Below are 26,532 nucleotides of genomic sequence, written 5' to 3' on the forward strand. Positions count from 1 at the left end.
AACCGGCATTAAGCCGGTTTTTTATCTCACTTATCACACTAAACCACAAAGCCTACCTTGCGATAAACATCGTCTATCGTCTTTTGAGCGCGAGCCTGCGCTTTGGCCGCCCCTTGTTGCATGATGGCGTTGAGTTGAGCAGGGTCATTACGGTACTCTTGAAAGCGCTGCTGAAGCGGCTCTAGCATAGCAACCACCGCATCGGCGGTAGCCGTTTTTAAATGACCATACATCTTACCTTCAAACTCTTGCTCTAGCTGTGTCATGGGTGTTCCTGTCGCCCCAGAGAGTAAACTCAGCAAATTAGATACGCCTGGCTTTTCTGCCACATCGAATCGAACCACAGGTGGCTCGTCTGAGTCGGTTACCGCACGTTTTATTTTCTTAGCAATCTTTTTAGGGTCTTCCAGCAAACCAATGCGATTATTGGCATTGTCATCGGACTTTGACATTTTCTTTAGCGGATCTTGCAACGACATGATGCGCCCGCCACTTTGCGGAATGTGAGGCTCAGGCACAACAAAGGTGTCGCCGTAGATGTTGTTAAACCGAGTGGCAATATCGCGAGTCAGCTCAAGGTGCTGCTTCTGATCTTCCCCCACCGGAATCTCATTAGCTTGATACAGCAGAATATCAGCAGCCATAAGCACCGGATAACCAAACAAACCCACATTAACGTTGTTCGCGTGTTTGCCGCTTTTATCCTTAAACTGAGTCATGCGATTAAGCTCACCCATTTGCGCATAACAATTTAGAACCCAGCTAAGCTGGGTATGCTGAGGAACTTGAGACTGCAGGAATATGGTGCTTTTGTTGGGATCAATGCCGCAGGCTAAATACAACGCTAATGTATCTAAGCAGGCATTGTGCAAAGCTTGTGGATCTTGACGAACCGTAATTGCGTGAAGGTCCACCACGCAATATAGACAGTCATGACTATCCTGCATGTTGACCCACTGTCGCAAAGCCCCCATGTAATTACCAATGGTGAGTTCTCCGGATGGTTGAGCACCGCTCAATACAACAGGTTTTGACATAGTAACACTAAGCTCCGTTAAGGTAGGTATTGCAGAATATCGCTAAATTGATTGGCCACAATGGTTGGCTTTGATAAGGAAATATCTTCCCCGTAGTTATAGCCATAGGTCAAGCCGATACTGTCACACTTTGCAGCATGAGCCGCTAAAACATCGTTTTTAGAGTCACCAACCATTAAAAAGTCATCTTGGACTGCATTAAAGTGCGTCATAACGTGGTTCAATTGCAACGGTGACGGCTTGTTCTCAGCAAGGCTATCGCCCCCTATAATTGCATCGAAATAGTGTTCAATGGCGAAGTGCTGCAGAATGCCCGGTACAAAAGCTTCTGGCTTATTGGTAATCACAACCAAGGTAATGGCTTTCGCTTTAAGGGCCGCTAATGTGCGCTCGACACCTGGATACAAGGCGCCGTGGCTGCATAAGTCCCGTTGATAAAAATCGTTGAATAAGGCTATCGCTTGCTGGAGTTGAGCAGCGGATGGTGGCCGCTGCTGCACCTGGCTTAATACGCGGGTAAGCATGGTAGGCACACCGTTACCAACGAAACCTCGAACTTGGCTTTCAGATACTTGAGCAAGCCCTAATGCCTGCATGCTTTTATTAGCCGCAGCCGCTATATCGGGAACGCTATCGACTAAGGTTCCGTCCAAATCAAATGCGATCAGCTTTTTAGAATCTAACACGTTTTTGCCAACTCCTTGCGCATTTCATCGATCACAACCTTATAATCAGGTTGATTGAATATGGCAGATCCCGCTACGAACATATCAGCACCCGCCGCAGCGATTTCACCAATATTGTCGGTTTTTACACCGCCATCGATTTGCAAGCGAATGTCATAGGGGCTGTCATCAATTCGTTGTTTCACCAACCTTAGTTTATCTAGAGTAGAGGGTATGAATGACTGTCCACCAAAGCCAGGGTTAACCGACATCAACAAGATCACGTCCAACTTATCCATCACGTGATCCAGATAGGATAATGGTGTCGCAGGATTAAGCACTAAGCCCGCTTTGCAACCGTTATCGCGAATCAGCTGTAAGGTGCGATCAATATGCTCTGAAGCCTCGGGATGAAAGGTAATGATTGATGCACCGGCCTTAGCAAAGTCCGGAATAAGCCTATCAACCGGTTTAACCATTAGGTGTACATCGATAGGTGCGGTGATCCCATAATCACGCAGCGCTTTGCAGACCATAGGCCCAATGGTTAAGTTAGGAACGTAATGATTATCCATCACATCGAAATGCACAACGTCCGCGCCCGCCTTAAGCACATTGTCCACCTCTTCACCTAAACGGGCGAAGTCGGCAGAAAGTATTGAAGGGGCGATTAAAAACTCAGTCATGGTAGGATTCCGGTAGCATCAAGGTAGGCGCTTATTCTACTGAATTCTTAGCAAGCTGACCACGTTCCAAACAACTGAATCGTGAATTGACTTTAATATAACCTGCTTGGCTTGAAAAAAACTAATGTTGCTAATGCTTGCAAAATGACCTTGCTCTGAGATAACTTGAATTTACCCCCTCAGGTCCATTAAATTCTATTCACTAATTAAAAATGATTATATTTAAGGGACTTAAAAATGATGAAACGTACCATTTCTGCAAGCCTACTCGCGCTAAGCTTGGGTTACACTGCGCCAACTTTGGCTCAAGAGTCCCCTCATAGCTTCTCTGGCAACGCGGCGCTAGTGAGCAACTATCTGTTCCGTGGTGTTACCTTGTCCGACGACAAACCTGCTCTACAGGTGGGCGGCGACTACGAGCACGCATCGGGTTTTTACGCGGGCGTTTGGGGCAGCAGCTATGACAATGGTGGCGATACCGAAGTTGAAGTGGATTGGTGGGGCGGTTACAGCTTCGCTATCAATGATGATATTAGCTTGGATTTCTCAGCAACTCGTTATTATTACTACGACGTAGGTGGTCACACGACCGAGTATAAAGCGGCCGCGGATCTTTACGGTGCTAATGTAGCGGCGCATTATGATGTGACTCTGAAATCTTGGTATTTTGAAGCCAATTACGACTTTGCATTAGCCGAGGCTTTGACCCTGACCCCGCACGCCGGCATTGTTCGTCCTGATGAAGACGATGCTGACAGCGCGTATGATTTAGGTGTTACCCTTGATTATGGCTTTAACGATTATCTCGGTGTCTTCGCGGGTGTGGTATATCACGAAGAAGAAAAAGAAGCCTATGTAGTGGGCGTGACAGCCAGCTTCTAAGCCTATCAATAGAAGACCGCCAAGCGTATGGCGGTCTCTATTAACATTTGCTATACTTTTCGACTACGTTAATTAACAATGGAGTCGGATGTGAGTACGCCTAAGAAAATTTTTTCTGGTATTGCGCTTACTGCTGTGATTTTAGTTGCCGCAACTAAGCTTACAGACACGCTACCCGACTACGCACAAGCGGCCTGTGTTTGTGGGCCTAACGCTCAAATAGACAACAGCTTGCCATTAAGCCACCCTCGCAATCGCTGTGCAGACTTATCTTGGGGCGCTTGGGTTACCGGCAACTCCAGTTCATCACAAATGCACTTCATCGATTTACTCGAACTCTTGTATGGACACGAAAGTGCTCCAAACTTAGACAGCTCATCGAATAACCTTCCAGAAAAGTCCTAACTAGCATGCGATGGTTTCAAGCCATTGGCAGCGTTCTCGCGGGCTTTTTTGGCGTTCAAAGCGAACACAATCGTAACAAAGATTTCGCGACCGACAGTCCCATCCCGTTTATTATATCTGGGTTGGTGATGGCTGGTGTTTTGGTGTTGAGCTTGGTCTTAGTGGTAACTTGGGTTATTAACTAGAAATCACTAGCGATACAAGGCGATAATTTCAGGCACTTTAGACCGAGCTGAGCCCTTTTGGCTGATATTGCGTTGCACCTGAATCGAGTCCAAAGAGGCGCCATGATACAACTCTCGGGTAAGCGCGGTGTCATGGTTGCTTATCACCACACTCACCCCTTTTTCCGCCGCACAATGACGCGCGGTTCGTGCAAGAACCGCCTGATCATCAAGCGTAAAGCCATTACTGGCGTAACTGGTAAAATTAGCCGTCGTCGATAAAGGCGCATAAGGCGGATCGCAATAAACCACATCCATACTGGTCACTTCAGCAAACGCTTGCTGGTAAGCAATGCATTTAAACTCAGCAAGATGGGCTTTCGCCGCAAAGGTCTGCAGCTCTTTTTCTGGGAAGTAAGGTCTTTTATAGCTACCAAAAGGGACGTTAAAACCGCCTTTTTTGTTGTAGCGACACAGCCCATTGTATCCATGCCGATTTAGATAAAGAAAAAGCAATGAACGCTCAAACGGGTCTTGGCTCGCATTGAATTGCATACGAAGATCCAAATAACGCTGTTTTTGGTTGTGTTCTGGCGCGAATAACTTACGCGCTTCATCTATGTACTGCTGAGGCGCACTTTGCAGCAACTGATAAAGGTTGATGAGATCCTGGTTAATGTCACACAGTAAATAGCGCTTATAATTCGAGTTCAAAAATACAGAACCCGCCCCGACAAACGGCTCTACTAGGCGTTCACCTTGAGGCAGTCGTTTACCAATCTCATCGATGAGTTTGAATTTTCCACCGGCCCATTTTAAAAAGGCGCGCGTTTTAATCGACATTAACTCGGGATTCTCTTTACTGCTTTGCATCACGGACTTGTTGGGTTTCCGTGTCAGCAATGGACCTATTGCTATAGGCGCTCCAAGGGCGTACCCAAAAGCCAGAAGGCAAAGCTAACTCGGTCGCTACCGTTATCGCTTGCTCTTTGGTCTCGAATTCTCCGTAGGCCAATATCAAGCTCGCTTCGGCAGATAATACGTACGCCTGCTCGATATTAGCGAGCTTTGGAACGATGGGCATAATCGAAGACAATTGCTCAACCGAGGCCAACTGAATGGTGAAGCCGTTTACCGGTAAAGTTCGGTCATTGCTGTATTGTTCATCTTCAGAGACGACCGCTTCTGGCTCAGGCTCTGATTCAGACACCAAGCTAGGTTGTGGTAATTGTTCCACTGCCGGCTGAGGCTGAGGCTCTGGCACGGCTGCTGGTTCTGACATGGGTTTGGGCTCTGGATGAGACGGTTGCTCCAACTCTGGCTGTGGCTGTGCCACCGACTCCGTTTTCGGTGTTACTTCTGGTTCGGCTTGAGCAGTTGGTTGCACTCCCTGTGATTGAGTTAAATCGCTCGGCGGTTGCTGCTCAACGTCACCCTGCAGAACTTGCACCTTTGTTTGAGGCGAAACCTCTACCTGGGAGGAAGGCTCGTCAATTCGCTCGACTTGCTCGATTTTTGGTATTTGTTTCACTTGGCTGGGTGCATTGCTTGGCGTAGGTTTGAACAACCACCACACCAACATCGCCAATATCGCTATTACAACAATGGCACCGCTCATAATGCCTTTGTTTACCGGTGCCTTTTGTACGCCAATTTTTTCAGGGGAACGGATGGCGGTTTGCAGCAGCTTAAGCACCTCCTGAGGACGGCCGCTTTGCTGCTCCAATAAACGACGAATCTGCTCCCTTGAAAACTCGGGGGTTTGACCGGTACGAGCATACAAGCCAAAAAACAGCCCGTGGCGCTCAGACACGGTGAGCGGCGGCATAGTTACAACCAAGCAGGCAGCCGCTTGGCTGTCGCTAAGGCCGCGCATCAGTAATGATTGAGTGCTTTGCTCAATGGCAATAAGTAAGCGAACCGTCATGCCTGAATAGTTGAGATCCACGGTATCGATTAATTCGGCGAAACCATTCGCGGGCAAGCTTTCGGCGTTATCAACCATAATTAGAATAGGCAGATGTTCCATTTCAGCATTTTCAACCAACATCTTGCTAATAGATTGATTAAGCTCAACGGTTTTACCGGGCCATAGTTGTTCCGCCAACTTTTTTCTTAACTCGAGCAAACCTGACGAGTCATGACAGTTAAGGAATAATTGGTTGTATCCTTCACATTGATCGGATATCTGCTCCACAATCTTGGTTTTACCGCTGCCGGTGCTGCCACTTAAAATAATAGCGTCTTGGGTATAACGAATGCTGTGCACCAATCGTTGACTGATGTCCTGCTGTGTCGCGAGTTGAATAACTTTTTCCATTAGCTCTGTGTCCCTGCTGCTTCAATTGCCGCTATCATTACCTCTTGGCTAATGTCAGAGCGAAGTTCTGCCTTTCCGATACCGGCGGGAAGTATAAGCCGTATTGCACCTTGAACCGATTTTTTGTCACGCTTCATGTGTGGCAAATAGTGTTCTGGTTGCATTTGTTTAGGCCCTTTTGTAGGCAAGTTGCAAGCAGCGATGAGTGAAACAATCCGTTGTAACTGTTGATCACTTAACCGCCCGAGTGCATTGCTAACATAGCTTGCTTGAACCATACCGGCAGCGACAGCCTCTCCGTGAAGCCAGTTACCATAGCCCATCTCCGCTTCGATAGCGTGGCCGAATGTGTGGCCTAAGTTCAAAAGCGCCCGAACGCTTTGCTCGGTTTCGTCCAATGAAACCACTTCCGCTTTAATTTCACAGCAGCGCTTTATCGCATAGGTCATGGCGCTTGGTTCTAGCGCGAGTAAACCCTCAACATTATTTTCTAACCAATCGAAAAATACTTGGTCCCAAATAATCCCGTACTTAATCACTTCCGCTAAGCCAGCTGACAGCTCTCGTTCGGGTAACGTATTTAAACTGTTAACGTCAATGAATACCGCTTGGGGCTGATAAAAAGCACCCACCATATTCTTACCAAGCGCATGATTGACGGCGGTTTTACCGCCAACCGACGAATCCACTTGAGACAATAAAGTGGTAGGGATTTGTACAAAATCAACGCCACGTTGATAGCAAGCGGCTGCAAATCCGGTCATATCACCAATCACACCACCACCGAGCGCAATAATTAAGCTATCTCGGCCATAGGTTGCTTTGAGCAAATGACTAAAAATGGTATCTAACTGTTCTAAGGTTTTGTACTGCTCGCCATCGGGAAGGGTTACGCTTTCAACCTCACAAATGGCTGATAACTGTTTAACCAACGCAGCTAAATAGAGCGGCCCAACGGTTTCATTGGTGACGATCAAGATGCGACGATCAGCAAGATGGCGAGCTAAAAGCTCGCCATCGGATAGCACGGAATTACCAATGTAAATGGGGTAGCTTCGCTCTCCTAGCTCTACATGAATCCTTTCCATTGGTCATACTCCTGAAGTTCTAGAAGCCTAGTTTTTCTATAATTTGATGAGCAACTACTTTTGCACTTTGTTCATCGGTACGAACCACTACATCAGCAATTTCTTCGTACATAGGGTTACGCTTGTCTGATAGGTCGATAAGCACTTGACGAGGATCATCAACCTGCAATAACGGGCGACGCTTATCTCGCTGTGTACGAGCTACCTGCTTATCGATAGTGGTTTCTAGATAAACCACGATACCACGCGCTGACAGGCAGTTACGAACGTCTTTGCTTTCAACCGAGCCTCCGCCGGTCGCCAATACGATGCCTTGTTTTTCACTCAGGTCTTCAATCACTTTGGCTTCGCGGACGCGAAATCCTTCCTCGCCTTCTACATCGAATACCCATGCGATGTCGGCGCCAGTTCTTTGTTCAATTTCTTGGTCGGAGTCAAAAAACTCCAGATGAAGCATTTGTGCTAAATGACGGCCGATGGTGCTTTTACCAGCTCCCATGGGACCGACTAGGAAAATGTTACGTTTCTCAGCCATTGTACGTCTGAATCTCTAATAATTTATATTTGCCAGCCTAAACCAGCCCTGTTACCCACTCTGTTTAATGTGCGACAGCGAATTATCTCAGGTAAATAACGCCGTTGGCAATAGCTTTACCAAAATAAAAACCACGTCCATTAAGGACGTGGCTCTAAACACTCTAAAAGTAAGGTTTTTCTTTTTACTGCTTAATTCCTGATTCAACAATTCTTGGCGTTACAAACACCAGCACTTCGCGTCGTTCACTGGAATCTGAGGTGGTTCTAAACAACGTACCTAGGTATGGAATATCACCAAGAATTGGCACCTTGCTGATGCGATTTAGGTTCGATTGCTGATAAATACCGCCCAATACAATAGTCTCACCATTTTCCGCCAGCACCTGGGTTCCGATTCTTTGGGTATCAATTGATACCGCTGGGCCAGTTGGCGTGTCAACACTCCGGCCTTGAGAATCTTGAGAGATTTCCAAATCCAAAATAATGCGATTGTCCGGAGTAATATGCGGCGTTACGGTCAGGCCTAACACGGCCTTTTTAAAGGTTACTGAGGTGGCACCACTGGATGCCGACTCTACGTATGGAATTTCCACACCTTGCTCAATATAAGCTGACTTTTGGTTGGCGGTGGTAATGCGTGGGCTAGCGACCACCTCACCCTTACTTTCTTGCTCTAAGGCTGAAAGTTCTAGATCCAACACGGTACCATTAGCAAGCTTAGCCACGTGGAAGGCAATGCTTGCAGGCGTGCCCCCTGCTGGTGCTGCAGGTAGGTTAACATTCAAGCGATCGTCCAAGCTCGGTACCGTGCCGCCTGCTGCTGATTCAGCACCTTCTAAGCTGCCTGAGGTACCTAAGTCACCGGTTTTATTGGTGATACCCCAACGAATGCCCAAGTCTTCTGCAAAGTCATCACGAACCGTCACCATGCGTGACTCAATCACCACCTGCTTAACCGGTACGTCGAGAACATCGATCAAACGGTGCACGTCTTCGAGCTTATCGGAGGTATCTTGCACCAACAAGGTGTTGGTCCGCTCATCCACAGCAACAGTGCCTCTAGTCGACAGCAAGCTTGAATCATCCGTTTTCAACAACGCCGCAATATCAGATGCTTTGGCGTAATTAATTTGCATATACTCAGAGTAGAGCGGCGCAAGCTCTTCTGCCTTCTGGGCGGCTTCAAGGTTGAGATTCTCACGAATGTTCATCTCTTCCTTAGGCGCAACCATTAAAATATTACCTTCAATGCGCTTATCTAAGCCTTTAACTTGTAAAATCAAATCTAACGCTTGATCCCAAGGCACATCGTCAAGACGCAGAGTAATGTTGCCATCAACCGTATCACTGGTAACCAAGTTGAAGTTGTTGTAATCCGCAATAATTTGCAGCACGGTTCTAACAGAAATATTCTGGAAATTGAGTGACAGCTCTCGACCTTCGTAATTTGGTTTCTCTTTGGCTGCCGCTGAAACTTCATCAACCTTAGCTACGCGAATGCGCAACAGTCGACCCTGTTGACGTTGATTAAACTCATAATTGCCGCTAACGCTAATTTGAATTCGACTGTTTAAATCGTCTTTAAAGGTTTCGTAACCACGCACTACGGTAGCAAAGTCCTGCACATCAACAACGTAAAGATCGTCGTCTTTCAGTTGCGTGTTGTACAACTGCAGCTCAAGATTGCTGCCTACTTGTTGTAAATTGGCTGCAATCACATCAGACGCCAATTCAACAACCAGTTCTCCTTCACCGGATGGACCTCGACGAAAGTCAATTCGCTCCACGGTATTTTGACCGGTATTAGCCACTTGACCACGGCTGTCTTGGTTGATGACCACTCGGTAGGTGTTACCAATAATATTGGTTGAATACGGCGCCACCTTCTCAAGGTTCACCATAAACCTCAAGGTTTGTAGATCTTGTTCGGCTTGCAAAGACTGAACGCCCTTTGAGTCCACTTTGATGTCGTTTAATTCTAACGAGGACAGGGCGTCGCTAAAATTCAAAGCCAGTATTGCTGGGTCAGCAGATAACTCAATTTGAGGCTCTGATACGGGCTTATCGAATATTAAGTCGATTTGCAGCTGGTTGCCCACGGCACTCTGATACTGAACATCAATCAGTTTGTTGGCAGCCCAAGTTAACGGCGAAAGCACCATTAGAGACAGTAAAAGCCCGGTCTGCGCTAGCCCAGTCATCCGGCTTTTCAGTCGATTCAGGTTAACAAAATTCATCGGTTTACTATCCTTGTTTGTTCGCATTTGCAGTTAACTCTAATGTCGTTTGACGCTCATTCCAGCAACCGGTGCCGTCTGGAATAAGTTCATTTACAACGATTTGTTTGCGACTTACCGCGGAAATTTGACCGTGGTACAGCCCTAAATACTCTCCAGCACCCACTCGATACACACTTGCGTCAGATGTTTCCACAAGTCCCCAGAGTTTATCCCCGTCACCTAAGGTGCCTCGCATGGTTAGGTTGTCGATGGCATAGGTTTCTAGTCGCCCTTTTCGGCGAGACAAATCCGGTTGTAGGCAATTTTTACTGGTATCAATAATGTCTTCTGTTAATTCGCGCTGCGGTGGCTGAAACGGACTGCGTAAATGCTTCGCTTGATAAGCGTAGTGCTCGAATTCAGGCGGCTCTTCTAATTTTTTAATTCCCGGGACGTGACTGGCTTTTGTAGAAGCAACAAAGTCTTCCAGATCCCGTCGATCACCACTGCAACCAACCAAAGATAACACACCGATAGCTAGAAGTAATTTATTTAACATCAATCAGTTACCCCTTACTGCCGGCATTCTTAGGAAGATTGTTCGGTAATTGAGCACCTTCCTTGAATCGATAAGTCTTTGCTAACACCTCTACGTTAACACCGCCGCTGTCCGATTTGGTTACCTTGAAATCATGTAGGCTCACAATACGAGGAAGACGAGCAACGCCCGATACAAACTCGCCATATTCGTGATAGTTGCCCGTTACTGACATCCGAATCGGGAATTCAATGTAGAAATCTCGTTCAATTTCTTGCTCCCATTCAAGGCTGCCAATGGCCAGTCCGGCATCGGCGGCCACATAGCTCATGTCATCAATCAAGCCGGGCATTTCATTCTCAGACGGCAGCATTTTTAAAAGCTCTGCAAAACGAGCTTCCAACTCCTTGAGTTGCTCTCGATAAAGCATTAAGTTGGCCGCCAGTCGATATTTCATTTGAAAATCGCCGCGTAAAGTCTGTTCCTCGGCTTGTGCTTGCTCTAACGACTGCAACCGATCGCTAATAAAGAAGTAATGGCCACCGTAAACCACAGCGGCTAATAAAATGGCCGCAAAAATCGCTTTAATTTGGATGGGCCAGCTGCCCATATTTTCCAAATCGAGGTCATTGATATCAAACTCTTTCCAGTTCATCGAACGCCTCCTTGCGCTTGCGCGGTTTCCTCAAGTTCCGATTGGTCGTCAATGGCAACACGCAAACTGAAACTTTGCATTTTGCGCACTTCATCTTGTTGACTAAAGATGGACTTCATCGAGGGGTCATGCATCCATTGCGATGCCTTTACTTTACGCATCATATTACTGACGTTGTTATTAGACTCACTGCGCCCTTCAATCCAAATCAAGCTGCCTTTCTTCTCGAGGTTGCTGATGTAAACACCTGGCGGCACAATTCGAACCAACTCATCAAGAACGTGAGTCGGCAAGTTCCGAGCCTCTTGTAAGTTCAAAATGATGTCGGTACGTCGTTCAATGTCTTTCTTTTTCTCGCGAATCTCTCGAATTTCCTTGATTTGCTTATCAAGCAATACGATTTCATCTTTTAAATATTGGTTGCGGGCATTTTGCTCATTAATTTGCCCATCAACGACCATTATCGTTAAGTAAACGATTAAAAAGCCCACTAAGCTGGTCAATACCAACGCTAAATAGTAATCACGCTTTTTTTGTTCCCGAGCTTCTTCTCGCCACGGTAAAAGGTTTATGTTCGCCATTGACCATAACTCCTTAGTGCCAAACCTGCGGCAATCATGTATTTAGTTATTTTTCCGGTGAGTAACTGACGGTCTGAGTTGCTCGCATGAAGACTCCCCTGAAACGGGTTAGCGACAATGGTGTGGATCCCCAAATCTTCGGTAAGCAACTTGGTTAACCCTTCGAGGTTTGCAGTGCCTCCCGACAACACAATGTGGTCGATTTGTTCTTTTCCAGAAGAGGTACAATAAATTTGCAGGGTCCGCTTTATTTGTTGCAATAACTGAGTTTGAAACGGCGACAACACTTCAAATTCATAATTTTCAGGTAACTCACCAGAATGTTTGGCTTTTTGCGCTTGGTCGTAATCCATTCCGTAGAAGGAAATAATAGACTGAGTGTATTCTTCACCACCAAAGGCCTGCTCTCGTACGAATTGAGTTTCGCCATTAGTAATGATTGCGATGGTCGTCATGCTCGCACCAACATCCACCATGGCAACCACTTGATTATCACCCTGTTCGGGTAACTGTTGGCTGATTAGCTCGAAGCTGCGTCCAAGTACATAGCCTTCTACATCAACCACTTTGGCTTCTAAATCAACGTCTGCTAGAGCATCGACGCGAGTATCAACATTGTCGGAACGACACGCACTGAGCAGCACGTCTACTTTGGTAGGATCAGTCACATTAGGACCCAGCTCTTCGAAGTCGATGTTGACTTCGTCTAGAGGGTAAGGAATTAAATTATCGGCTTCAATTTCAATATGGGCCTCGCGCTCATCTTCAGAGAGCGCGGCATCCATGTAGATAACTTTGGTCATAACGGCTGAACCGGATACGGCAACCGCCGCTTGTTTGACCGATTTCGGCAAACGGCGTTTCACGGCCTGCAAAGCTTCTACAACCGCCGCTACGTCTTTAATTTCATGATTGACCACCACGCCTTTACGCAAAGGTGCGCTGGCATGGCCCGAGATTTTGTATCCATCCGCGGTACTCGAGAGCATGATGGCTTTAATTTCATGGGAACCAATATCTATCCCAACCATCTGAGGAGCTGCGCGCTTCCACATTTTTGTTAGCATTTCCATAGCCAAAATATTGTCACTCGCCGTATTTTTGTTAGTCGTTATTTTGTTTATAGGTTACGGTGCACTAGTACTTGCATACGATACCACATTAACAAACTCTCTCAATTTATGTCAGAAGAAAAACGACTTTTTTTAATTTTATTGCTACATTCGACAAAGTTTAATAGTAATGGTGATCTTCACCCATAGCTCCTAGCCTTATATAATGAAAAGTGACGTCTAAATAAGAAAGGTTTATACATTTGAAATGGATTAAGCGACTGGCGATTCTCGTTATAGTCATGATGTTGATGGGAGTGGCGGCTGTAGCTGCTGCATATTTGTACGTTAAGCCCGACTTACCTGACGTTACCACCTTAAAAACCGTTCGCCTGCAAACGCCGTTAAGAATTTACAGCGCCGATGGCCAACTTATTTCTCAGTTTGGCGAAAAGCGTCGAATTCCTCTGCAATATGAGCAAATACCTCAACCATTAATTGATGCGGTATTAGCAACAGAAGATGCCCGCTTTTATGAGCACGGTGGTGTCGACCCTATCGGGGTCTTGCGTGCTGCCGTTATCGTCGCGACAACCGGTAAAAAAAGTCAGGGCGCCAGTACCATTACCATGCAAGTGGCTCGAAACTTCTTTTTGTCCCGAGAGAAAACTTACATACGTAAGATAAAAGAAATTTTTATCGCCTATCACATTGAACAGCTTATCAGTAAGAATGAAATCTTAGAGCTGTACTTAAATCGTACCTTTTTCGGTAACCGTGCCTACGGCATTGGTGCTGCAGCACAAGTGTACTATGGCAAAGACATAAGCGAGTTAAATTTAGCCCAATACGCCATGATAGCTGGCTTACCGCAAAGCCCTTCGGCGGCCAACCCTATCCGCAACCCGCAGCGTGGTAAGAACCGTCGTAATGTGGTGCTTGGACGAATGCTGGAACTCAAATTAATCAGCGAGCAGGAATATCAACAAGCTCATGATGCACCGGTAACCGCTCGATATCACGGCGCCGAGATCGATTTATACGCCCCTTACATTTCTGAAATGGTGCGCGATCAAATCGTAGCTCAATACGGCGAAGAGGAAGCTTACACCGCTGGCCTCTCGGTTTACACCAGTATCGACTCAAGGTTACAACGCTATGCTCAAAGGGCACTGCGCAATAATCTGTACGATTATGATGAACGTCATGGCTACCGTGGACCTAGAGCACAACTCTGGAATGAGCAAGCCTGGCCAATCACTCAAATTCAAGAGTATTTAAACAAACAACGCCGCGAACAAGATTTGGTTCCAGCGATTGTGGTTGACGTGCAAGAGCAATCAGCCGCGGTCGTCATTGCCAATGGTGACGAAATCCAATTGCAGTGGGATGGTTTAAAATGGGCTCGAGGATTTGTCAGTGACACCCGCCAAGGTCCGGCTCCGAAAGTAGCTTCTGAGATTGTAACCGCTGGCGATTTGATATGGATTCGCCAAAAACAAGATCAATGGCAATTGAGTCAAGTACCCGATGCCACCAGTGCCATCGTATCTCTTGATCCATACAATGGCGCCATTAAAGCACTCGTGGGTGGTTATTCGTTTAATCAAAGCCAATACAATCGAGTGACCCAAGCTAAGCGTCAACTCGGATCCAACATTAAGCCGTTTATTTATGCTGCTGGTATTGAACAAGACTATACCTTGGCGAGTTTGATTAATAATGCCCCCATTAACGAATGGGATCGTCGTCAGGGCGTTGCATGGCGTCCAAAGAACTCACCGGATGTCTATGGCGGCCCGACGCGCTTAAGAGTCGGATTGGCTCGTTCCATTAACGTAATGGCTGTTAGGGCTTTGCGTCACGTGGGCATCGACAATGCCATTGACTCGCTCGTGCGCTTTGGTTTCGAACGAGCGGATATGCCTCGCAATGAATCTCTTGCCCTAGGCAGCGCTTCGGCAACTCCATTAGACGTAGTCAACGCCTATTCTGTTTTCGCTAATGGAGGATTCTTAGTCGAACCTTACTTTATTGAGCGGATTGTCAATTCTGAGCAGCAATCGGTATTTGAAGCAAAACCCAAAGTGGCTTGCCGAGATTGCGAACGACTCATCGAAGAGCAACGCAACCAACCTGCAATGGCCATTGCTGTAACAGAGCCACCGCAGCAAGACAGTCTGGAAACAGCCCTGCAACCGCAAGATGTACAGTTAACCTGCCCGCTACCCGCCGAACGATTAGCACCGCGGGTCATGTCTGAGCAGCACAGTTTTCTTTTGGCTCAAGCCCTTAAGAGCACAATTTGGGGTGGCGGTAATTGGTCAAAAGGAACCGGCTGGAATGGTACCGCTTGGCGAGCAGCGAGAACCGTTAAACGACGCGACATCGCCGGTAAAACCGGTACCACCAACGAAGCAAGAGACACGTGGTTCAGTGGTTTCAATCCAAAACTGGTGACCACGATTTGGGTTGGGTTTGACGATCACGGCCGTCAACTAGGGCGGGTTGCCTACAACAACAATTTGGATAAAAACCAAAGCTACGGTGGTGAGGCGGGTGCAAAAACGGCCGGCCCAGGCTGGAACGAGTACATGAAAAATGCGCTTGACGGCACTCCAGAAGTCAACGTGCAGCCACCGCAAAATATTATTTCTGTGCGCATCGATCGTGAAACCGGTTTGCTAACCCGAGCCACCGACCACACCAGTCGTTTCGAATACTTTATCGCAGGCACCGAACCTACAGAGTACGTTTCATCGGCTCCTGATGAGCAACCGTTATTTGAGGACAGCGAAGACGAAGAACTGTTCTAGTCAGTTGACAGCGGCGCCATTATCTTACCTGCGTAATGGCGCTGCAACGACTCTAAGTCAATTTGTGCAGCGTCGCTGGCGTAAGCTTTAAATACCATGAGCACACGTTGCAAACCTTCATATACTTGAGCCTGAGTAATTTCGGTGCTTTCCGTTTGTGACAAGCGATAGCTTATCCAACAAGAAACCGTCAGTTTGACGGTATCCGCCAAAATAGGCAATTGCGTCCGACTCATCACCAAAATTCCGTCGTCATGCATTTGCTCGAAAACCACCACAATTTGCGCCAAAACGGTTTCTTGAATTTTGATGTATTGCGCTTTTAATTGAGCATCGCGGTTTAAAATATCCACCATGTTGGCGTATAAAAACCTAAAGCGCCACATTAGGTTAAAAATGGTATCGAAATATTTGGTGAGCAAGGCAAGATTCATATGTTCCGCTTCGTAGGGCGTCACTAACTCTTCTAGATGAGCGCGATACTCATTGAAAATAGAACGAATAATGTCTTCTTTGTTTCTGAAGTGATAATACAAATTCCCAGGGCTCATTTGTAAGTGAGCAGCAATGTGATTGGTGGTCACGTTACGCTCTCCTTGCTGATTAAACAGCTCCAAGCTGGCTTGGACGATTCTATCCTTGGTCTTCATTGTGGCAAAGGTCTCTGTGAAGGTTCTGCGCTTATGTTAGCATTGGTTTAATTCGTCAAGCAAAGCCTAGCACCATGACCCGAACACTTTACGGAATATTGCTCACCTTGTTATCGCCGCTACTGGTGATTTATCTGTGGCTAAGAGGAAACAAAGATCGCCGCTATCGCCAACGTTGGTCTGAGCGATTTGGCCTGGCTCGTTGGCAGCCTGCCCATGTGCTCATTCATTGCGTTTCTATGGGCGAAACCTTAGCGGCTCAAAGGCTAATTGAAACCATTCAACAACGCCATCCAAACCTTAAGTTGTGCATTACCTGTTCATCTCCAACTGGCTCAAAGCTTATTCAAACCCGGTTTTCCAATGTCCAGCACAGTTACCTGCCATTTGACTTACCCTGGGCAGTGGCTCGATTTACCCAACAATTAGCCCCCCAGTTGACCATTATTATGGAAACAGAGCTGTGGCCAAACTTAGTGCATCAACTAAAAAGGCGTCAGTGTAAGTTAGTACTCGCAAACGCCAGGCTCAGTGAAAAATCGAGCGGACAATACCAAAAATGGCCAAAGCTAACCCACCCTATGTTGGCCTCCTTAGACGCGATTGCCGCTCAGACAAAAGCGGAATCCGAGCGATTTGTCGACCTGGGCGTAGCACCCAAGCGCTGCCATGTGTTTGGAAGTTTAAAATTCGATATTAGCATCGATGCGGACACGCAAAAGGCGGCGCACGCGTTAACTGAACAGTTAAAGCGTCCGGTTTGGGTTGCCGGTAGTGTTCATCCTGATGAGTTTGATGCCATTCTCGCCGCCCACCAACAGTTATTGGACACAGTGCCACAGGCGCTGCTCATTATGGTACCCAGACACCCAGAGCGATTCGAACAGGCGAAACAGTTAGTAGCGGCAGGGCCTATGTATTGGCAAGCGTGGTCGCAAAGCCAACAGGTTGATGACGATACGCAAGTGGTTATTGGTGACACAATGGGGCAGTTATTACGTTTTTACGGCGTCGCCCATTGTGCCTTTGTAGGCGGTTCACTGATGGAGCGAGGCGGGCAAAACCCCCTCGAGCCGGCGGCATTTGCCAAGCCTATCATCATGGGCCCTAGCCAATATAATTTCTTAGAAATTGGCTTACAACTGCGCCAAGCAGGCGCTTTGGTGCAAGTCAATGACGCGCACTCATTGGCGGCGCAACTGCAGCTGTGGTTAACCGATGCCGATGCTGCAAGTAACGCAGGCCAAGCAGCGCTATCGGTTGTCGCCAGAAATCAAGGCGCCGTGGATAAGCATTATCGTTTGCTGTCGCATTACTTAGCCGACATAAACGCTTGATAGCCGCTCACTAAGCTGTGCCAATCGGATTCATGCCAGTGTAAGTTCGAGTCTTTGGCCAGCTCTTTTCTAAAGGAGCGCAGTAACCGATCCAGATTCGCTTGGCACCATCGGCCTTGGCTGGGCTTAAACTCACCACGGTCAAAGTCGATGAGATAGAACTGCTGCCCATCAAACAGAATGTTTTTAATGTTGAGGTCGGCGTGATACACCTTATGGCGATGAAACTCTGCAATGGTACGACCCAGTAGCTGCCACTCCTCTTTGCGAATGGTATTAGCGAGTAAGTAACCGTGCAGGTCTTTGGCGTTAAAGCGCTCAATCAGAATATCGTTTTTATAGAACAGACCTTTGCGAACCACCCGAGCCGCAATGGGTTGTGGCACCGGCAATTGCAACTTGCGCATGGCCTGCAGTAAATCAAACTCCGCAATAGCTCGAGTGCGCTGATTGCCAAGAAATAGGAAGCTGTCACGATTGAACTTGGCAATAAAGCCGCCACGATAATAATGGCGAAGTACCCATTGTTGGTTGTCAAAATCAATGAAATACACTTTATTGCGGCCACTTGAACTGCCCACATGATGATTGGTGTGCAACCAGTGGGCCGGCTCTAGCCACTCTTCAGTCAACTGCTGCGGCGCGCTGGAGTGACATTTTAACAAGCAAGTCATGATCAGATTCTCTTTTGACTGTAGTGGCCGGTAAGTGACGGCGAGTTTAACCCATGCCTTGACCTCGCGTCTATTGCGAAGGCCATGATATCTAACATAGAATTACTGCTAATTTCGTTTCGAGTCTAAATAAATGTCCCAAGCTCAACCACAATCGATTTGCATTTTGCGCCTTTCTGCCATCGGCGACGTTATCCACGCCAACGCCATGGCGTCAGAGCTCAAGCGGCAATACCCGAATTGCCAGTTAACTTGGATCATTGGCAAGGTTGAATATCAGTTGATGAAGCACTGTCAGGGCATTGAGTTTATTGTGTTCGACAAAGGCCAAGGCTGGCGCGCCTACAAGCAACTGGCCAAAGACCTTAAAGGCCGTCGCTTCGATCTATTGCTGCACATGCAACTGGCATTGCGGGCCACCATTGCCAGCACTCTCATTAAAGCCAAACGCCGTATTGGATTCGACAAGGCGCGAGTCAAAGAAGGTCAGCAGTTGGTGACCAACGAAACCATTCAAGCGCAACAACACGCACACGTTGCCGATGGCTTTATGGCGTTCTTAGCCGCCATAGAGCAGCGTTCGGATGTGCTTCCAGCAACCGGCTGGGACATACCGGTACCCGAAGCCGATAAGCGCGCTGCTCAAGCCTTACTTAAGGCCGACAAACCTTATTTCGCTATTTGCGCTGCTGCCAGCAAAGCCGAACGAAACTGGACCACAGAAGGTTACGCAGCCATTGCCGACTTGGCCATCAGCAAGGGCTATCAGGTGGTTCTGTGCGGCTCGCCAGCTGAGCCTGAGCGCAATCTAGCCAAATCCATTCAAGCCCACTCCAATAACCACTTCGATGATTTGGTGGGCAAAACCACCTTACCGCAACTACTGCACTTGCTCGGCCAAGTGGATGTGGTTATGGCGCCGGATACCGGGCCACTGCATATGGCGGTATCTCAGGGCACTGCTGCTATCGGCTTGTATGCACACTCTAATCCGCTTCGCACCGGGCCCTATCGCTTTCGAGAATTAACCGTGAGTGTCTATGAACAATGCATCGCGCAGCAGACGGGTCAACAATGGCAAGCATTGCGGTTTGGCAAACGCGCTAAGGGCGAGCACTTAATGGAGCAAATTTCCATCGAATCCGTTAGCCAAGCGTTTGAAAAGGCACATCAATTAGTGGCGACTAAGCAAAAAACTGCTACTATCGAGACTAATGAATAATCGTCTATCACCGAGTTGCAACCATGCATAATCGCGCCATTTATCCAGGTACGTTTGACCCCATCACCAATGGCCACGCTGACTTGATTCATCGAGCAGCACAACTGTTTAAACACGTGGTGATTGGCATTGCTGCCAGTCCCTCTAAGCAACCAAGATTCAGCTTAGAAGAGCGGGTTGAGCTGGTAGAGAAAATCGTAAGCCAATATCCCAACGTCGAAGTTATCGGCTTCAGTGGCTTATTAGTCGACTTTGCCAAACAGCAAAATGCCAGTGTCTTGATTCGCGGTCTACGAGCGGTTTCCGACTTTGAGTACGAGTTTCAGCTTGCCAATATGAATCGCCGCTTAAACCCTGATCTGGAGAGTGTATTCTTAACGCCGGCGGAAGAAAATTCGTTCATATCATCAACGTTAGTGAAAGAAGTTGCCCTGCATGGTGGTGACGTCAGTCAGTTCGTTCATCCGAGTGTTGAACAGGCGCTGCTGGCCAAGCTTAAGCGCTAATTAGCGCTGACAGCGGCTGCAGTAAAACGTGGCTCGCTGTCCAAGCTTAATGGTTGCAATCTCGCGGCCGCAGTTTTGGCACGGCTGCTGCGATTTTCCATAGACCGACAACTGTTGAACAAAGTAGCCCGGTTTGCCATCGCTTTGGGTAAAGTCCTTTAAGCTGGTGCCACCTTGCTTAATGGCATCGGCGAGCACCCGCTTTATTTGCTCAACTAAGGTTTCTAACCGTTTTATCGATATTTGGCCCGCTGGCCGAGTGGGTGCGATACCGGAGTGAAACAAAGCTTCATTGGCATAGATGTTTCCCACACCAACCACAATGTGATTATCCATAAGCGCTAATTTGATGGCCTTTGAGCGACCTTTAAGGGCCGCTTTTAGGTAGTGAGCGTTAAAGTCATCGGTGAGCGGCTCTGGCCCAAGCTTTTCAAGCAGTGCATGGCCTTCCAGTGGCAGTTCGTTGTATAACCAAGCACCAAAGCGGCGGGGATCGCGATAGCGCAATACTTGTCCGTTGCTCAGCGTCATATCGACATGATCGTGTTTTTCAGCAGGGCTGTCTTTTGGCAAAATTCGCAAGCTGCCGGACATGCCCAGGTGGACAATGGCACACCCCGCTGCGGTTTCGATAATGAGGTATTTAGCTCTGCGGCTGACACCGGTAATAACCTGCCCTACTAGAGTTTGCAGCTGCTCAGAAACCGGCCAACGCAATTGCGGTTGTCGCACCTCAATGGCCTCAATGGATTGGCCAATTAAATGAGGGGATACCCCCAATCGCGTCACTTCTACTTCCGGTAATTCAGGCATGGCCGATTCCTTTTTTAGCCGCCAGTATGACTCATGAAGCGTAGAATTTGTACATCGGCGTTATGACTGAAGATGTGCTGCTCAGGCTTTCTCATAACCGCTGCCCGAATGACTTGCTTTAGGTGTTCAATATCGCCGGGATGGTTACGCAGCTCGGCTTTCAGATCCACCGAGTTTTCGTTGCCGAGACACAGCAGTAGGCGCCCCTCTACGGTCAAGCGCACTCGATTGCATTCGCTGCAAAAGTTGTGCGAATGCGGAGAAATAAAACCAATACGAATCGGCGAGTCAGCCATTTGGAAATAGCGGCTCGGGCCTGCGGTTTTTGATAACGACTCGGTCAACGGATAATGCGCTTCAATTAATTGCTGCACTTCGTCGCTGGAGCAGAATCTGTCTTCGCTGCGTCCCGCCGCATGCCCTAACGGCATTTCTTCGATGAAGCTGATATCGATTTCTCGATCTCGACAAAAGTTCACCAAATCAACAACTTCGTTATCGTTTTGTCCTTTAAGAATAACCGCGTTTAGCTTAATGCGTTCAAAACCCACGTCACGAGCGGCATCGATAGATGCCAGCACTCGTTCAAGTTTACCGGTACGGGTTAGCTCAGTGAATAACTCGGGTTTTAGGGTGTCTAAGCTGATATTAAGCCGTTTTAAACCCGCGTCTTTCAACTGTTGCGCATACTTGGCTAATCGGGAACCATTAGTGGTCATCGCTAAGTCAGTAATACCCGGTAAGCGCCCCAACTGCTCCACCAATTGAGTGCAATCGCTACGAACCAAAGGCTCGCCACCGGTTAGGCGGATCTTCGACACGCCCATTTCACTGAACGCTTTACCAATGGCTGCCATCTCTTCGAGGGTCAACACTTGCTCGCGCTTAAGAAAAACCGGATCTTCACTCATACAATAGACGCAACGAAAATCACAACGGTCTGTCACCGACATGCGTAAGTATTCAACTTTGCGTCCAAAGGTATCGATTAAAGGTTCATTGTTTACTGACATGATTGTCTCTTACAAGAGTTGAGCAAAGGGTTGCACATAAACTGTGTCGCCACTGGCCACTTGTGCAACGCTTTCTGGAATAACGATCAAGCAATTTCCTTTTACCATGGAGCTCAGTATACCGGAGCCTTGTGAGCCGGTAGAGCGGACTTCGAGTTGTCCTTTATCGTTCAGCTGATAATGACCGCGGCTGAATTCAGTACGGCCTAAGCGACTTCTAAAATCTTCAGCCGCAATTGCAGGGATTAAGTTAGGCTTGTAGTTGGCTTCACCCGCCATTTTGCGAATCGCCGGTTGCACGAATTGCAAGAACGACACCATGACCGCAACCGGGTTTCCTGGCAAACCAAAGAACAAAGCCTTGCCTACTTGTCCAAAGGCCAATGGACGACCTGGGCGCATGGCGATTTTCCAAAAACCGATACTGCCCACCTGCTCCAATGCCATTTTAACGAAGTCCGCATCACCCACCGACACACCGCCGGAGCTAATGATGACATCCGCCTGCTCACCCGCCTGTTGCAAGGCTTCTTCTAAGGCTTGTTGGCGATCTTCAATAATGCCCAAATCCAGCACGTCGCAATCAAGCTTTCGCAACATGCCCATAATGGTATAACGGTTCGAGTCATAAATACCGACGCCGGACAAAGGCTGTCCTGGCTGACATACTTCGTCACCTGTGGAGAACACCGCAACTTTAGGTTTACGATAAACCGGAATGTGGCCGAACCCAAGCGAGGCCAGTAAGCCTTGCTCTGCAGGCCCGATACGAACCTGCTTGGCTAAGGCGCAGCTGTCTTGAGCTATGTCCTCGCCGGCTTGGCGTACGTGTTGGCCCGCTTTAATGGCGCTATTAAAGGTCACGCGGCCTTCAGACTCTTGTGCTAGCTCTCGAATTTCCACCGTATCGACGTTGGCGGGTAAAGCGGCACCGGTCATAATTTTAACCGCTTGGCCTGGGTTAATGTCACCGTCAAAGCTGTGCCCAGCAAGCACCTCACCGATTACCTCAAACTCATTGTTGTCGCCATTTTGATACTTAAAAGCGTATCCATCCATTGCCGAATTGGTTCGCTGTGGCACATTAATAGGACTAACGGCATCCTTAGCCAACACCCGATTAACCGCCAGCTCGACTTTGGCTTCTTCTACCTCTGCAAGTGGCTCAACAAAACTTAAAATGTGGTTTACCCCTTCTCCTACTGACAAGGTTTTTGAGGTGTCGGTTTCGCAACCACAAGGCGCTTCAAGCGGTAACCGCTGACAATCGATTTTTTGCTGCTCCTGTTTCGCATAATCACACACGTAATCAGCAATTTGCTCAACGTTATTTAAATCAAGCCGCTTTATGTCCACCGCCAGTTCAGTGGCGTCGTCACAGGCAATTGCGCGCACATACTCATCAACCTCGTGAATCAATGGCTTACCGTGGCTGGCTCGATGCAGTTCGATTTTTGGTAAGGCCAGTTTTTTGAAACCTTCCACCAAAACAATGTCCACTTCATCTTGTTCAAGCTGGCGCAACAAATGCGGCAGTGACGGCGCAGGCTCTTGCTTATCTTCAGTCATTAGCGCCCAGCGTACGTGCGAAGCCACCAGCATTTGCCGCGCGCCAGCATGACGCATTTCATAACTGTCTTTACCTGGAATATCCACATCAAAGTTATGATGGGCGTGTTTAACGCAAGCTAACCGTAAGCCACGACGATTAAGCTCTGGAATCAACTTTTTCAATAACGTGGTTTTACCGGTGCCGCTGTAGGCACAAAACCCAATCACTGGAATGGTTAGTGGGTTTACAAAAGGTTCAGTCATAGTGTTCTCGTTACTCACTGGTTAGCATCTCTGCCAACTGCTGGCACTGTTCCGGCGTATTAACATTGATAAAGGCATCGGCTTGGTCGCTAAAATCAACCGCGACATGAGGCTGTTGCCGATACCAAAGTACAATCTTTCTATCGCCATTGGCTAAGAATTGATTGATGGATGCATACAAACTTTTATGCAGCATCAAAATAACGTGTTGGGCGCGTTCACCATCATGGGCAACCGCCACCAAAGAATCGGTTCGTTTAATTTCACTCAACATACGTTGAGCCAGATCTTTAGGCAGCATTGGACAATCACACGGGGCCGATAGCAACCACTCGCCATCGATGTGTGGCAAGGCCGCGGCCATCCCGGCAAGTGGACCGGCAAATTCTTGAGTCTCATCGGCTATCACCGGGTAGCCAAACTCAGCGTATTGCTGTTGGCTGCGGTTGGCGTTAATCACCACTTGCTGTACTTGTTGACTCAGATTGTCCAGCACATAGCTCACCATAGGACGCTCGGCCAGCATCACTAAGCCTTTATCTTCGCCGCCCATGCGACGCGCCAACCCACCGGCTAACACTACTGCTGAAACACTATCTGGCATTTTGCTTTCTACCATAGTTTGATGAAGAGACCTGTTCTTCCAAGCGCTTATCTTGAATATTCCAACTGCGCTGGCAAACGTGGGACAATCCTTCCGCCTGATGACTGGTGATAATCATGCCACAACCATTTTTCTGTAACTGTGTGATAGCTTGCAAAATCAACTTTTGCGAATGGCTGTCTAAATTAGCTAATGGTTCATCAAGCAAAGCTAATTTCGGCTGGATCACCCAGATTCTTGCCAAAGCTAAACGCTTGCGCTCGCCACCCGACAAGCTGGCCGCCAACTCCTGTGCTCGCCCTTCAAGGCCAACTAAAGCGAGGGCCTGCTCAATGGTCTCTTGTTTAGAAGCAGCTTGCGACTGTCTTTGTCGCCAAGCAAAGCTTAGGTTCTTGTATAGGCTGCCTTCATACAAGTACGGCGATTGGTGCATATATACAACACGTCCTAGCGGGCTGCGGCTGCGCCACCAGCTCAATGAAGGCTGGCTCTCTAAGGTAATTTTGCCGGATAAAGGCGGTAGCAGGCCGGCCAAACATTTAAGCAAGGTGGTTTTGCCACTGCCGTTGGCACCTTGCAGGTGAATGCTGTCACCCGCCGCTAACTGCAATGGTTTACAGTCAATGAGTTTACTATCGTCGTATCCAACCTGTAAGTTACTGGCAACTAACTTCATGATGACTCCTACTGACTGCGCGGCTCAGTACTGCCACGAAGCATTCCCAAGCTAAAGGTAAAGATAAGCGATAGAAACAGCAGCACCATGCCTAAAGCAATGGCTTGGGCGAAGTCCCCTTTACTGGTTTCCAGTGCAATCGCAGTAGGAATATTGCGAGTATGGTGAGCGATATTGCCCCCCACCATCATAGAGCAACCCACTTCAGTTAAGATGCGACTGAAGGCCGCCACAACAGCCACCAAAATCGCTATGCGAAGTTCTTTCAATAACATAAAAATCGCTGATAACGCATTGGCACCTAAGGTGCGGGCAGTCTCCCAAGCGCGTCTGTCTAGACTGGTAAATGCCGCTTGGCTCATGGCAATGAGTATTGGAGCGCAAATCAGTATTTGCCCTAGAATCATACCCTTTTGGGTAAATAGCCAGCGCAAGTCGCCCCAAGCGCCTTGATGGGATAACAATAGGTACACCAGCAACCCAATGACAACGGTTGGAATGGTTTGCATGGTGTAAATTAGGTTAGACAGTAGCCACCGCCCAGGAAAGCGCGCGTAAGCCAGCAAAAACCCTGCAGCAATGCAGGGCACTATGGTTATCAGCAAAGCGGCAAGGGATACCGAAAAAGAAACCGAAATGATGGCCCATAAATCGGCATCAAAGGTTATAAGCAAGGTTAATGCTTGCTGCATAACCTCCAACCAAGAGTCTGTCATTTAACTGTCTTTGTCTCTCTATTTGGCTTGGTAAGTCGCTTTGAAAAGTTGCTCACCACTGACTTTAAAATCACTGATTTTTTGCTGCACATCGCTGCGGATCAACCAGTCACTGAGCGCCTTAGCACCCTCATGGTTTAAGTGCGGATACTTAGACTGAGAAATCAGTATGACTTGGTAAGGGTTAGCTAATCGTTGTCCGCCCTCAAACACAATCCCTAAGTTTAACTTACCTTTGTACGCAAGGTAAGTACCGCGATCCGCTAATACATAAGCGTTCATTTCATTAGCCATTTGCAGGGTTTTGCCCATGCCTTGTCCAACTTCACGGTAGTTACTGAATTTCGTGGATTGCTCAACCTCTTCCCATATGGCCAATTCCTTCATATTAGTCCCAGAGTTGTCGCCCCTTGATAGAAACGCTGAATTGGTCATCGCTATGCGAGCAAAAGCCTCTTGTACCGAGTTGGCCAACTTAATTTGAGCTGGATCCGATTGAGGACCCAACACCACAAAATCGTTTTCCATGAATTGGCGGGGTAAACGGCCAAAGCCTTGCTCCACAAACTTAGCTTCAGCGGCCGGCGCATGGGTCATAACCAAATCAACGTCACCAGCGCGACCTAAGCTCAACGCTTTACCTGTGCCGGTAGCGATTACCTGCACCTGATAGCCGGTTTCCTTGGTAAATTCAGGCAATAAATAGCTCAACAATCCTGAGTTTTCTGTACTGGTGGTGGTGGCTAGCTTTACGGTTTTGTTGTCTTGAGCCATGGCTTGTGACGTTGGCAATACCAGCATTAAGCTCGCTAAAACAGTCATAAAGGTACGACGAGTAAAAGGCATAAAATTCTCCGTTAA

General features: G+C 47.8%; 28 protein-coding genes. 7 read left to right on the forward strand and 21 right to left on the reverse strand.

The window, feature by feature from the left end:
• Window positions 1–38 precede the first annotated feature (38 nt).
• Genes trpS through rpe form a run of 3 tightly spaced genes read right to left on the reverse strand, consistent with a single transcriptional unit; the run spans window position 39 to window position 2,388 of the window.
• Window positions 39–1,037: a tryptophan--tRNA ligase gene (trpS, locus tag CLC91_RS05835; protein WP_095497739.1), complete on the reverse strand. Its 999-nt coding sequence runs from the start codon at window positions 1,035–1,037 to the stop codon at window positions 39–41.
• A gap of 17 nt (window positions 1,038–1,054) precedes the next feature.
• Entirely contained in the window at window positions 1,055–1,723 is a 669-nt protein-coding gene (locus tag CLC91_RS05840; protein ID WP_095497738.1) for a phosphoglycolate phosphatase, read from the reverse strand.
• Complete coding sequence (gene rpe / locus CLC91_RS05845; protein WP_095497737.1) at window positions 1,717–2,388, reverse strand: ribulose-phosphate 3-epimerase; 672 nt, start codon at window positions 2,386–2,388, stop codon at window positions 1,717–1,719. Before rpe ends, CLC91_RS05840 begins: the two co-directional genes overlap by 7 nt.
• A 237-nt stretch (window positions 2,389–2,625) precedes the next feature.
• On the opposite strand from rpe, the gene CLC91_RS05850 reads away from it, so the two are divergent.
• From CLC91_RS05850 to CLC91_RS05860, 3 genes are all read left to right on the forward strand, one after another.
• Complete coding sequence (locus CLC91_RS05850) at window positions 2,626–3,270, forward strand: TorF family putative porin (RefSeq protein WP_095497736.1); 645 nt, start codon at window positions 2,626–2,628, stop codon at window positions 3,268–3,270.
• A 90-nt stretch (window positions 3,271–3,360) separates the two neighbouring features.
• Window positions 3,361–3,675 carry a hypothetical protein gene (locus CLC91_RS05855; protein ID WP_095500142.1) on the forward strand — a complete coding sequence of 105 codons (315 nt, stop codon included), beginning with the start codon at window positions 3,361–3,363 and terminating at the stop codon, window positions 3,673–3,675.
• A gap of 5 nt (window positions 3,676–3,680) precedes the next feature.
• Entirely contained in the window at window positions 3,681–3,860 is a 180-nt protein-coding gene (locus tag CLC91_RS05860) for a DUF2970 domain-containing protein (protein WP_095497735.1), read from the forward strand.
• A gap of 6 nt (window positions 3,861–3,866) precedes the next feature.
• Here the strand turns inward: CLC91_RS05860 and CLC91_RS05865 are convergent, their stop codons facing one another.
• The 9 genes from CLC91_RS05865 to CLC91_RS05905 all read right to left on the reverse strand — a co-directional run bounded on the left by CLC91_RS05865 (window position 3,867) and on the right by CLC91_RS05905 (window position 12,844).
• On the reverse strand, window positions 3,867–4,682 hold the full coding sequence (locus CLC91_RS05865; protein ID WP_095498135.1) for a Dam family site-specific DNA-(adenine-N6)-methyltransferase: 816 nt from the start codon (window positions 4,680–4,682) through the stop codon (window positions 3,867–3,869).
• A gap of 16 nt (window positions 4,683–4,698) precedes the next feature.
• On the reverse strand, window positions 4,699–6,159 hold the full coding sequence (locus CLC91_RS05870; RefSeq protein ID WP_095497734.1) for an AAA family ATPase: 1,461 nt from the start codon (window positions 6,157–6,159) through the stop codon (window positions 4,699–4,701).
• The gene (gene aroB / locus CLC91_RS05875; protein WP_095497733.1) at window positions 6,159–7,247 is read right to left on the reverse strand and encodes a 3-dehydroquinate synthase; all 1,089 of its coding nucleotides are present in this window, start codon (window positions 7,245–7,247) and stop codon (window positions 6,159–6,161) included. The genes CLC91_RS05870 and aroB overlap by 1 nt, the downstream gene beginning before the upstream one ends.
• A 19-nt stretch (window positions 7,248–7,266) precedes the next feature.
• Window positions 7,267–7,782 (reverse strand): shikimate kinase AroK, encoded by a 516-nt coding sequence (aroK, locus tag CLC91_RS05880; protein ID WP_095497732.1) that lies wholly within the window; start codon window positions 7,780–7,782, stop codon window positions 7,267–7,269.
• 184 nt (window positions 7,783–7,966) lie between these two features.
• Window positions 7,967–9,985 (reverse strand): type IV pilus secretin PilQ, encoded by a 2,019-nt coding sequence (locus CLC91_RS05885; protein ID WP_408634215.1) that lies wholly within the window; start codon window positions 9,983–9,985, stop codon window positions 7,967–7,969.
• A 43-nt stretch (window positions 9,986–10,028) separates the two neighbouring features.
• Entirely contained in the window at window positions 10,029–10,562 is a 534-nt protein-coding gene (locus CLC91_RS05890; protein WP_095497730.1) for a pilus assembly protein PilP, read from the reverse strand.
• A 7-nt stretch (window positions 10,563–10,569) separates the two neighbouring features.
• Entirely contained in the window at window positions 10,570–11,196 is a 627-nt protein-coding gene (locus CLC91_RS05895; protein ID WP_095497729.1) for a type IV pilus inner membrane component PilO, read from the reverse strand.
• The gene (locus CLC91_RS05900; protein WP_095497728.1) at window positions 11,193–11,777 is read right to left on the reverse strand and encodes a PilN domain-containing protein; all 585 of its coding nucleotides are present in this window, start codon (window positions 11,775–11,777) and stop codon (window positions 11,193–11,195) included. Before CLC91_RS05900 ends, CLC91_RS05895 begins: the two co-directional genes overlap by 4 nt.
• Entirely contained in the window at window positions 11,765–12,844 is a 1,080-nt protein-coding gene (locus CLC91_RS05905) for a pilus assembly protein PilM (RefSeq protein ID WP_095497727.1), read from the reverse strand. The genes CLC91_RS05900 and CLC91_RS05905 overlap by 13 nt, the downstream gene beginning before the upstream one ends.
• Before the next feature lie 248 nt (window positions 12,845–13,092).
• On the opposite strand from CLC91_RS05905, the gene CLC91_RS05910 reads away from it, so the two are divergent.
• Window positions 13,093–15,645, forward strand: a complete 2,553-nt coding sequence (locus CLC91_RS05910; RefSeq protein WP_095500144.1) for a penicillin-binding protein 1A — start codon at window positions 13,093–13,095, stop codon at window positions 15,643–15,645.
• Here the strand turns inward: CLC91_RS05910 and CLC91_RS05915 are convergent.
• Window positions 15,642–16,295: a TetR/AcrR family transcriptional regulator gene (locus CLC91_RS05915; protein ID WP_095497725.1), complete on the reverse strand. Its 654-nt coding sequence runs from the start codon at window positions 16,293–16,295 to the stop codon at window positions 15,642–15,644. The genes CLC91_RS05910 and CLC91_RS05915 overlap by 4 nt on opposite strands.
• A gap of 74 nt (window positions 16,296–16,369) precedes the next feature.
• On the opposite strand from CLC91_RS05915, the gene waaA reads away from it, so the two are divergent.
• Complete coding sequence (waaA, locus tag CLC91_RS05920; RefSeq protein ID WP_095500145.1) at window positions 16,370–17,632, forward strand: lipid IV(A) 3-deoxy-D-manno-octulosonic acid transferase; 1,263 nt, start codon at window positions 16,370–16,372, stop codon at window positions 17,630–17,632.
• Here waaA and CLC91_RS05925 read toward each other — a convergent pair.
• Entirely contained in the window at window positions 17,608–18,306 is a 699-nt protein-coding gene (locus CLC91_RS05925; protein ID WP_095497723.1) for a 3-deoxy-D-manno-octulosonic acid kinase, read from the reverse strand. The two genes, waaA and CLC91_RS05925, sit on opposite strands and share 25 nt — an antisense overlap.
• A gap of 133 nt (window positions 18,307–18,439) precedes the next feature.
• Between CLC91_RS05925 and CLC91_RS05930 the strand changes: the two genes are divergently transcribed.
• Window positions 18,440–19,528, forward strand: coding sequence for a glycosyltransferase family 9 protein (locus tag CLC91_RS05930; RefSeq protein ID WP_095500146.1), 1,089 nt, complete (start codon window positions 18,440–18,442; stop codon window positions 19,526–19,528).
• Window positions 19,529–19,551: 23 nt separating this feature from the next.
• Complete coding sequence (coaD, locus tag CLC91_RS05935; protein WP_095497721.1) at window positions 19,552–20,034, forward strand: pantetheine-phosphate adenylyltransferase; 483 nt, start codon at window positions 19,552–19,554, stop codon at window positions 20,032–20,034.
• Here coaD and mutM read toward each other — a convergent pair whose 3' ends face one another.
• The 7 genes from mutM to CLC91_RS05970 are packed head-to-tail and all read right to left on the reverse strand — an operon-like array spanning window position 20,035 to window position 26,517.
• Complete coding sequence (gene mutM / locus CLC91_RS05940) at window positions 20,035–20,847, reverse strand: bifunctional DNA-formamidopyrimidine glycosylase/DNA-(apurinic or apyrimidinic site) lyase (RefSeq protein WP_095500147.1); 813 nt, start codon at window positions 20,845–20,847, stop codon at window positions 20,035–20,037.
• 14 nt (window positions 20,848–20,861) lie between these two features.
• On the reverse strand, window positions 20,862–21,860 hold the full coding sequence (gene moaA, locus CLC91_RS05945; RefSeq protein WP_095500148.1) for a GTP 3',8-cyclase MoaA: 999 nt from the start codon (window positions 21,858–21,860) through the stop codon (window positions 20,862–20,864).
• Window positions 21,861–21,869: 9 nt separating this feature from the next.
• Window positions 21,870–23,675, reverse strand: a complete 1,806-nt coding sequence (locus tag CLC91_RS05950; RefSeq protein WP_095500149.1) for a bifunctional molybdopterin-guanine dinucleotide biosynthesis adaptor protein MobB/molybdopterin molybdotransferase MoeA — start codon at window positions 23,673–23,675, stop codon at window positions 21,870–21,872.
• 10 nt (window positions 23,676–23,685) lie between these two features.
• The gene (mobA, locus tag CLC91_RS05955; RefSeq protein ID WP_095500172.1) at window positions 23,686–24,279 is read right to left on the reverse strand and encodes a molybdenum cofactor guanylyltransferase MobA; all 594 of its coding nucleotides are present in this window, start codon (window positions 24,277–24,279) and stop codon (window positions 23,686–23,688) included.
• Complete coding sequence (gene ccmA, locus CLC91_RS05960; RefSeq protein ID WP_095500150.1) at window positions 24,269–24,955, reverse strand: heme ABC exporter ATP-binding protein CcmA; 687 nt, start codon at window positions 24,953–24,955, stop codon at window positions 24,269–24,271. The genes mobA and ccmA overlap by 11 nt, the downstream gene beginning before the upstream one ends.
• Window positions 24,956–24,963: 8 nt before the next feature.
• On the reverse strand, window positions 24,964–25,671 hold the full coding sequence (locus CLC91_RS05965; protein WP_095500151.1) for an ABC transporter permease: 708 nt from the start codon (window positions 25,669–25,671) through the stop codon (window positions 24,964–24,966).
• Between the two features lie 18 nt (window positions 25,672–25,689).
• The gene (locus CLC91_RS05970; protein ID WP_408634211.1) at window positions 25,690–26,517 is read right to left on the reverse strand and encodes a substrate-binding domain-containing protein; all 828 of its coding nucleotides are present in this window, start codon (window positions 26,515–26,517) and stop codon (window positions 25,690–25,692) included.
• Window positions 26,518–26,532 lie beyond the last annotated feature (15 nt).

Origin of the sequence: Paraferrimonas haliotis (assembly GCF_002282895.1) — a bacterium.
Lineage (GTDB): Bacteria > Pseudomonadota > Gammaproteobacteria > Enterobacterales > Shewanellaceae > Paraferrimonas > Paraferrimonas haliotis.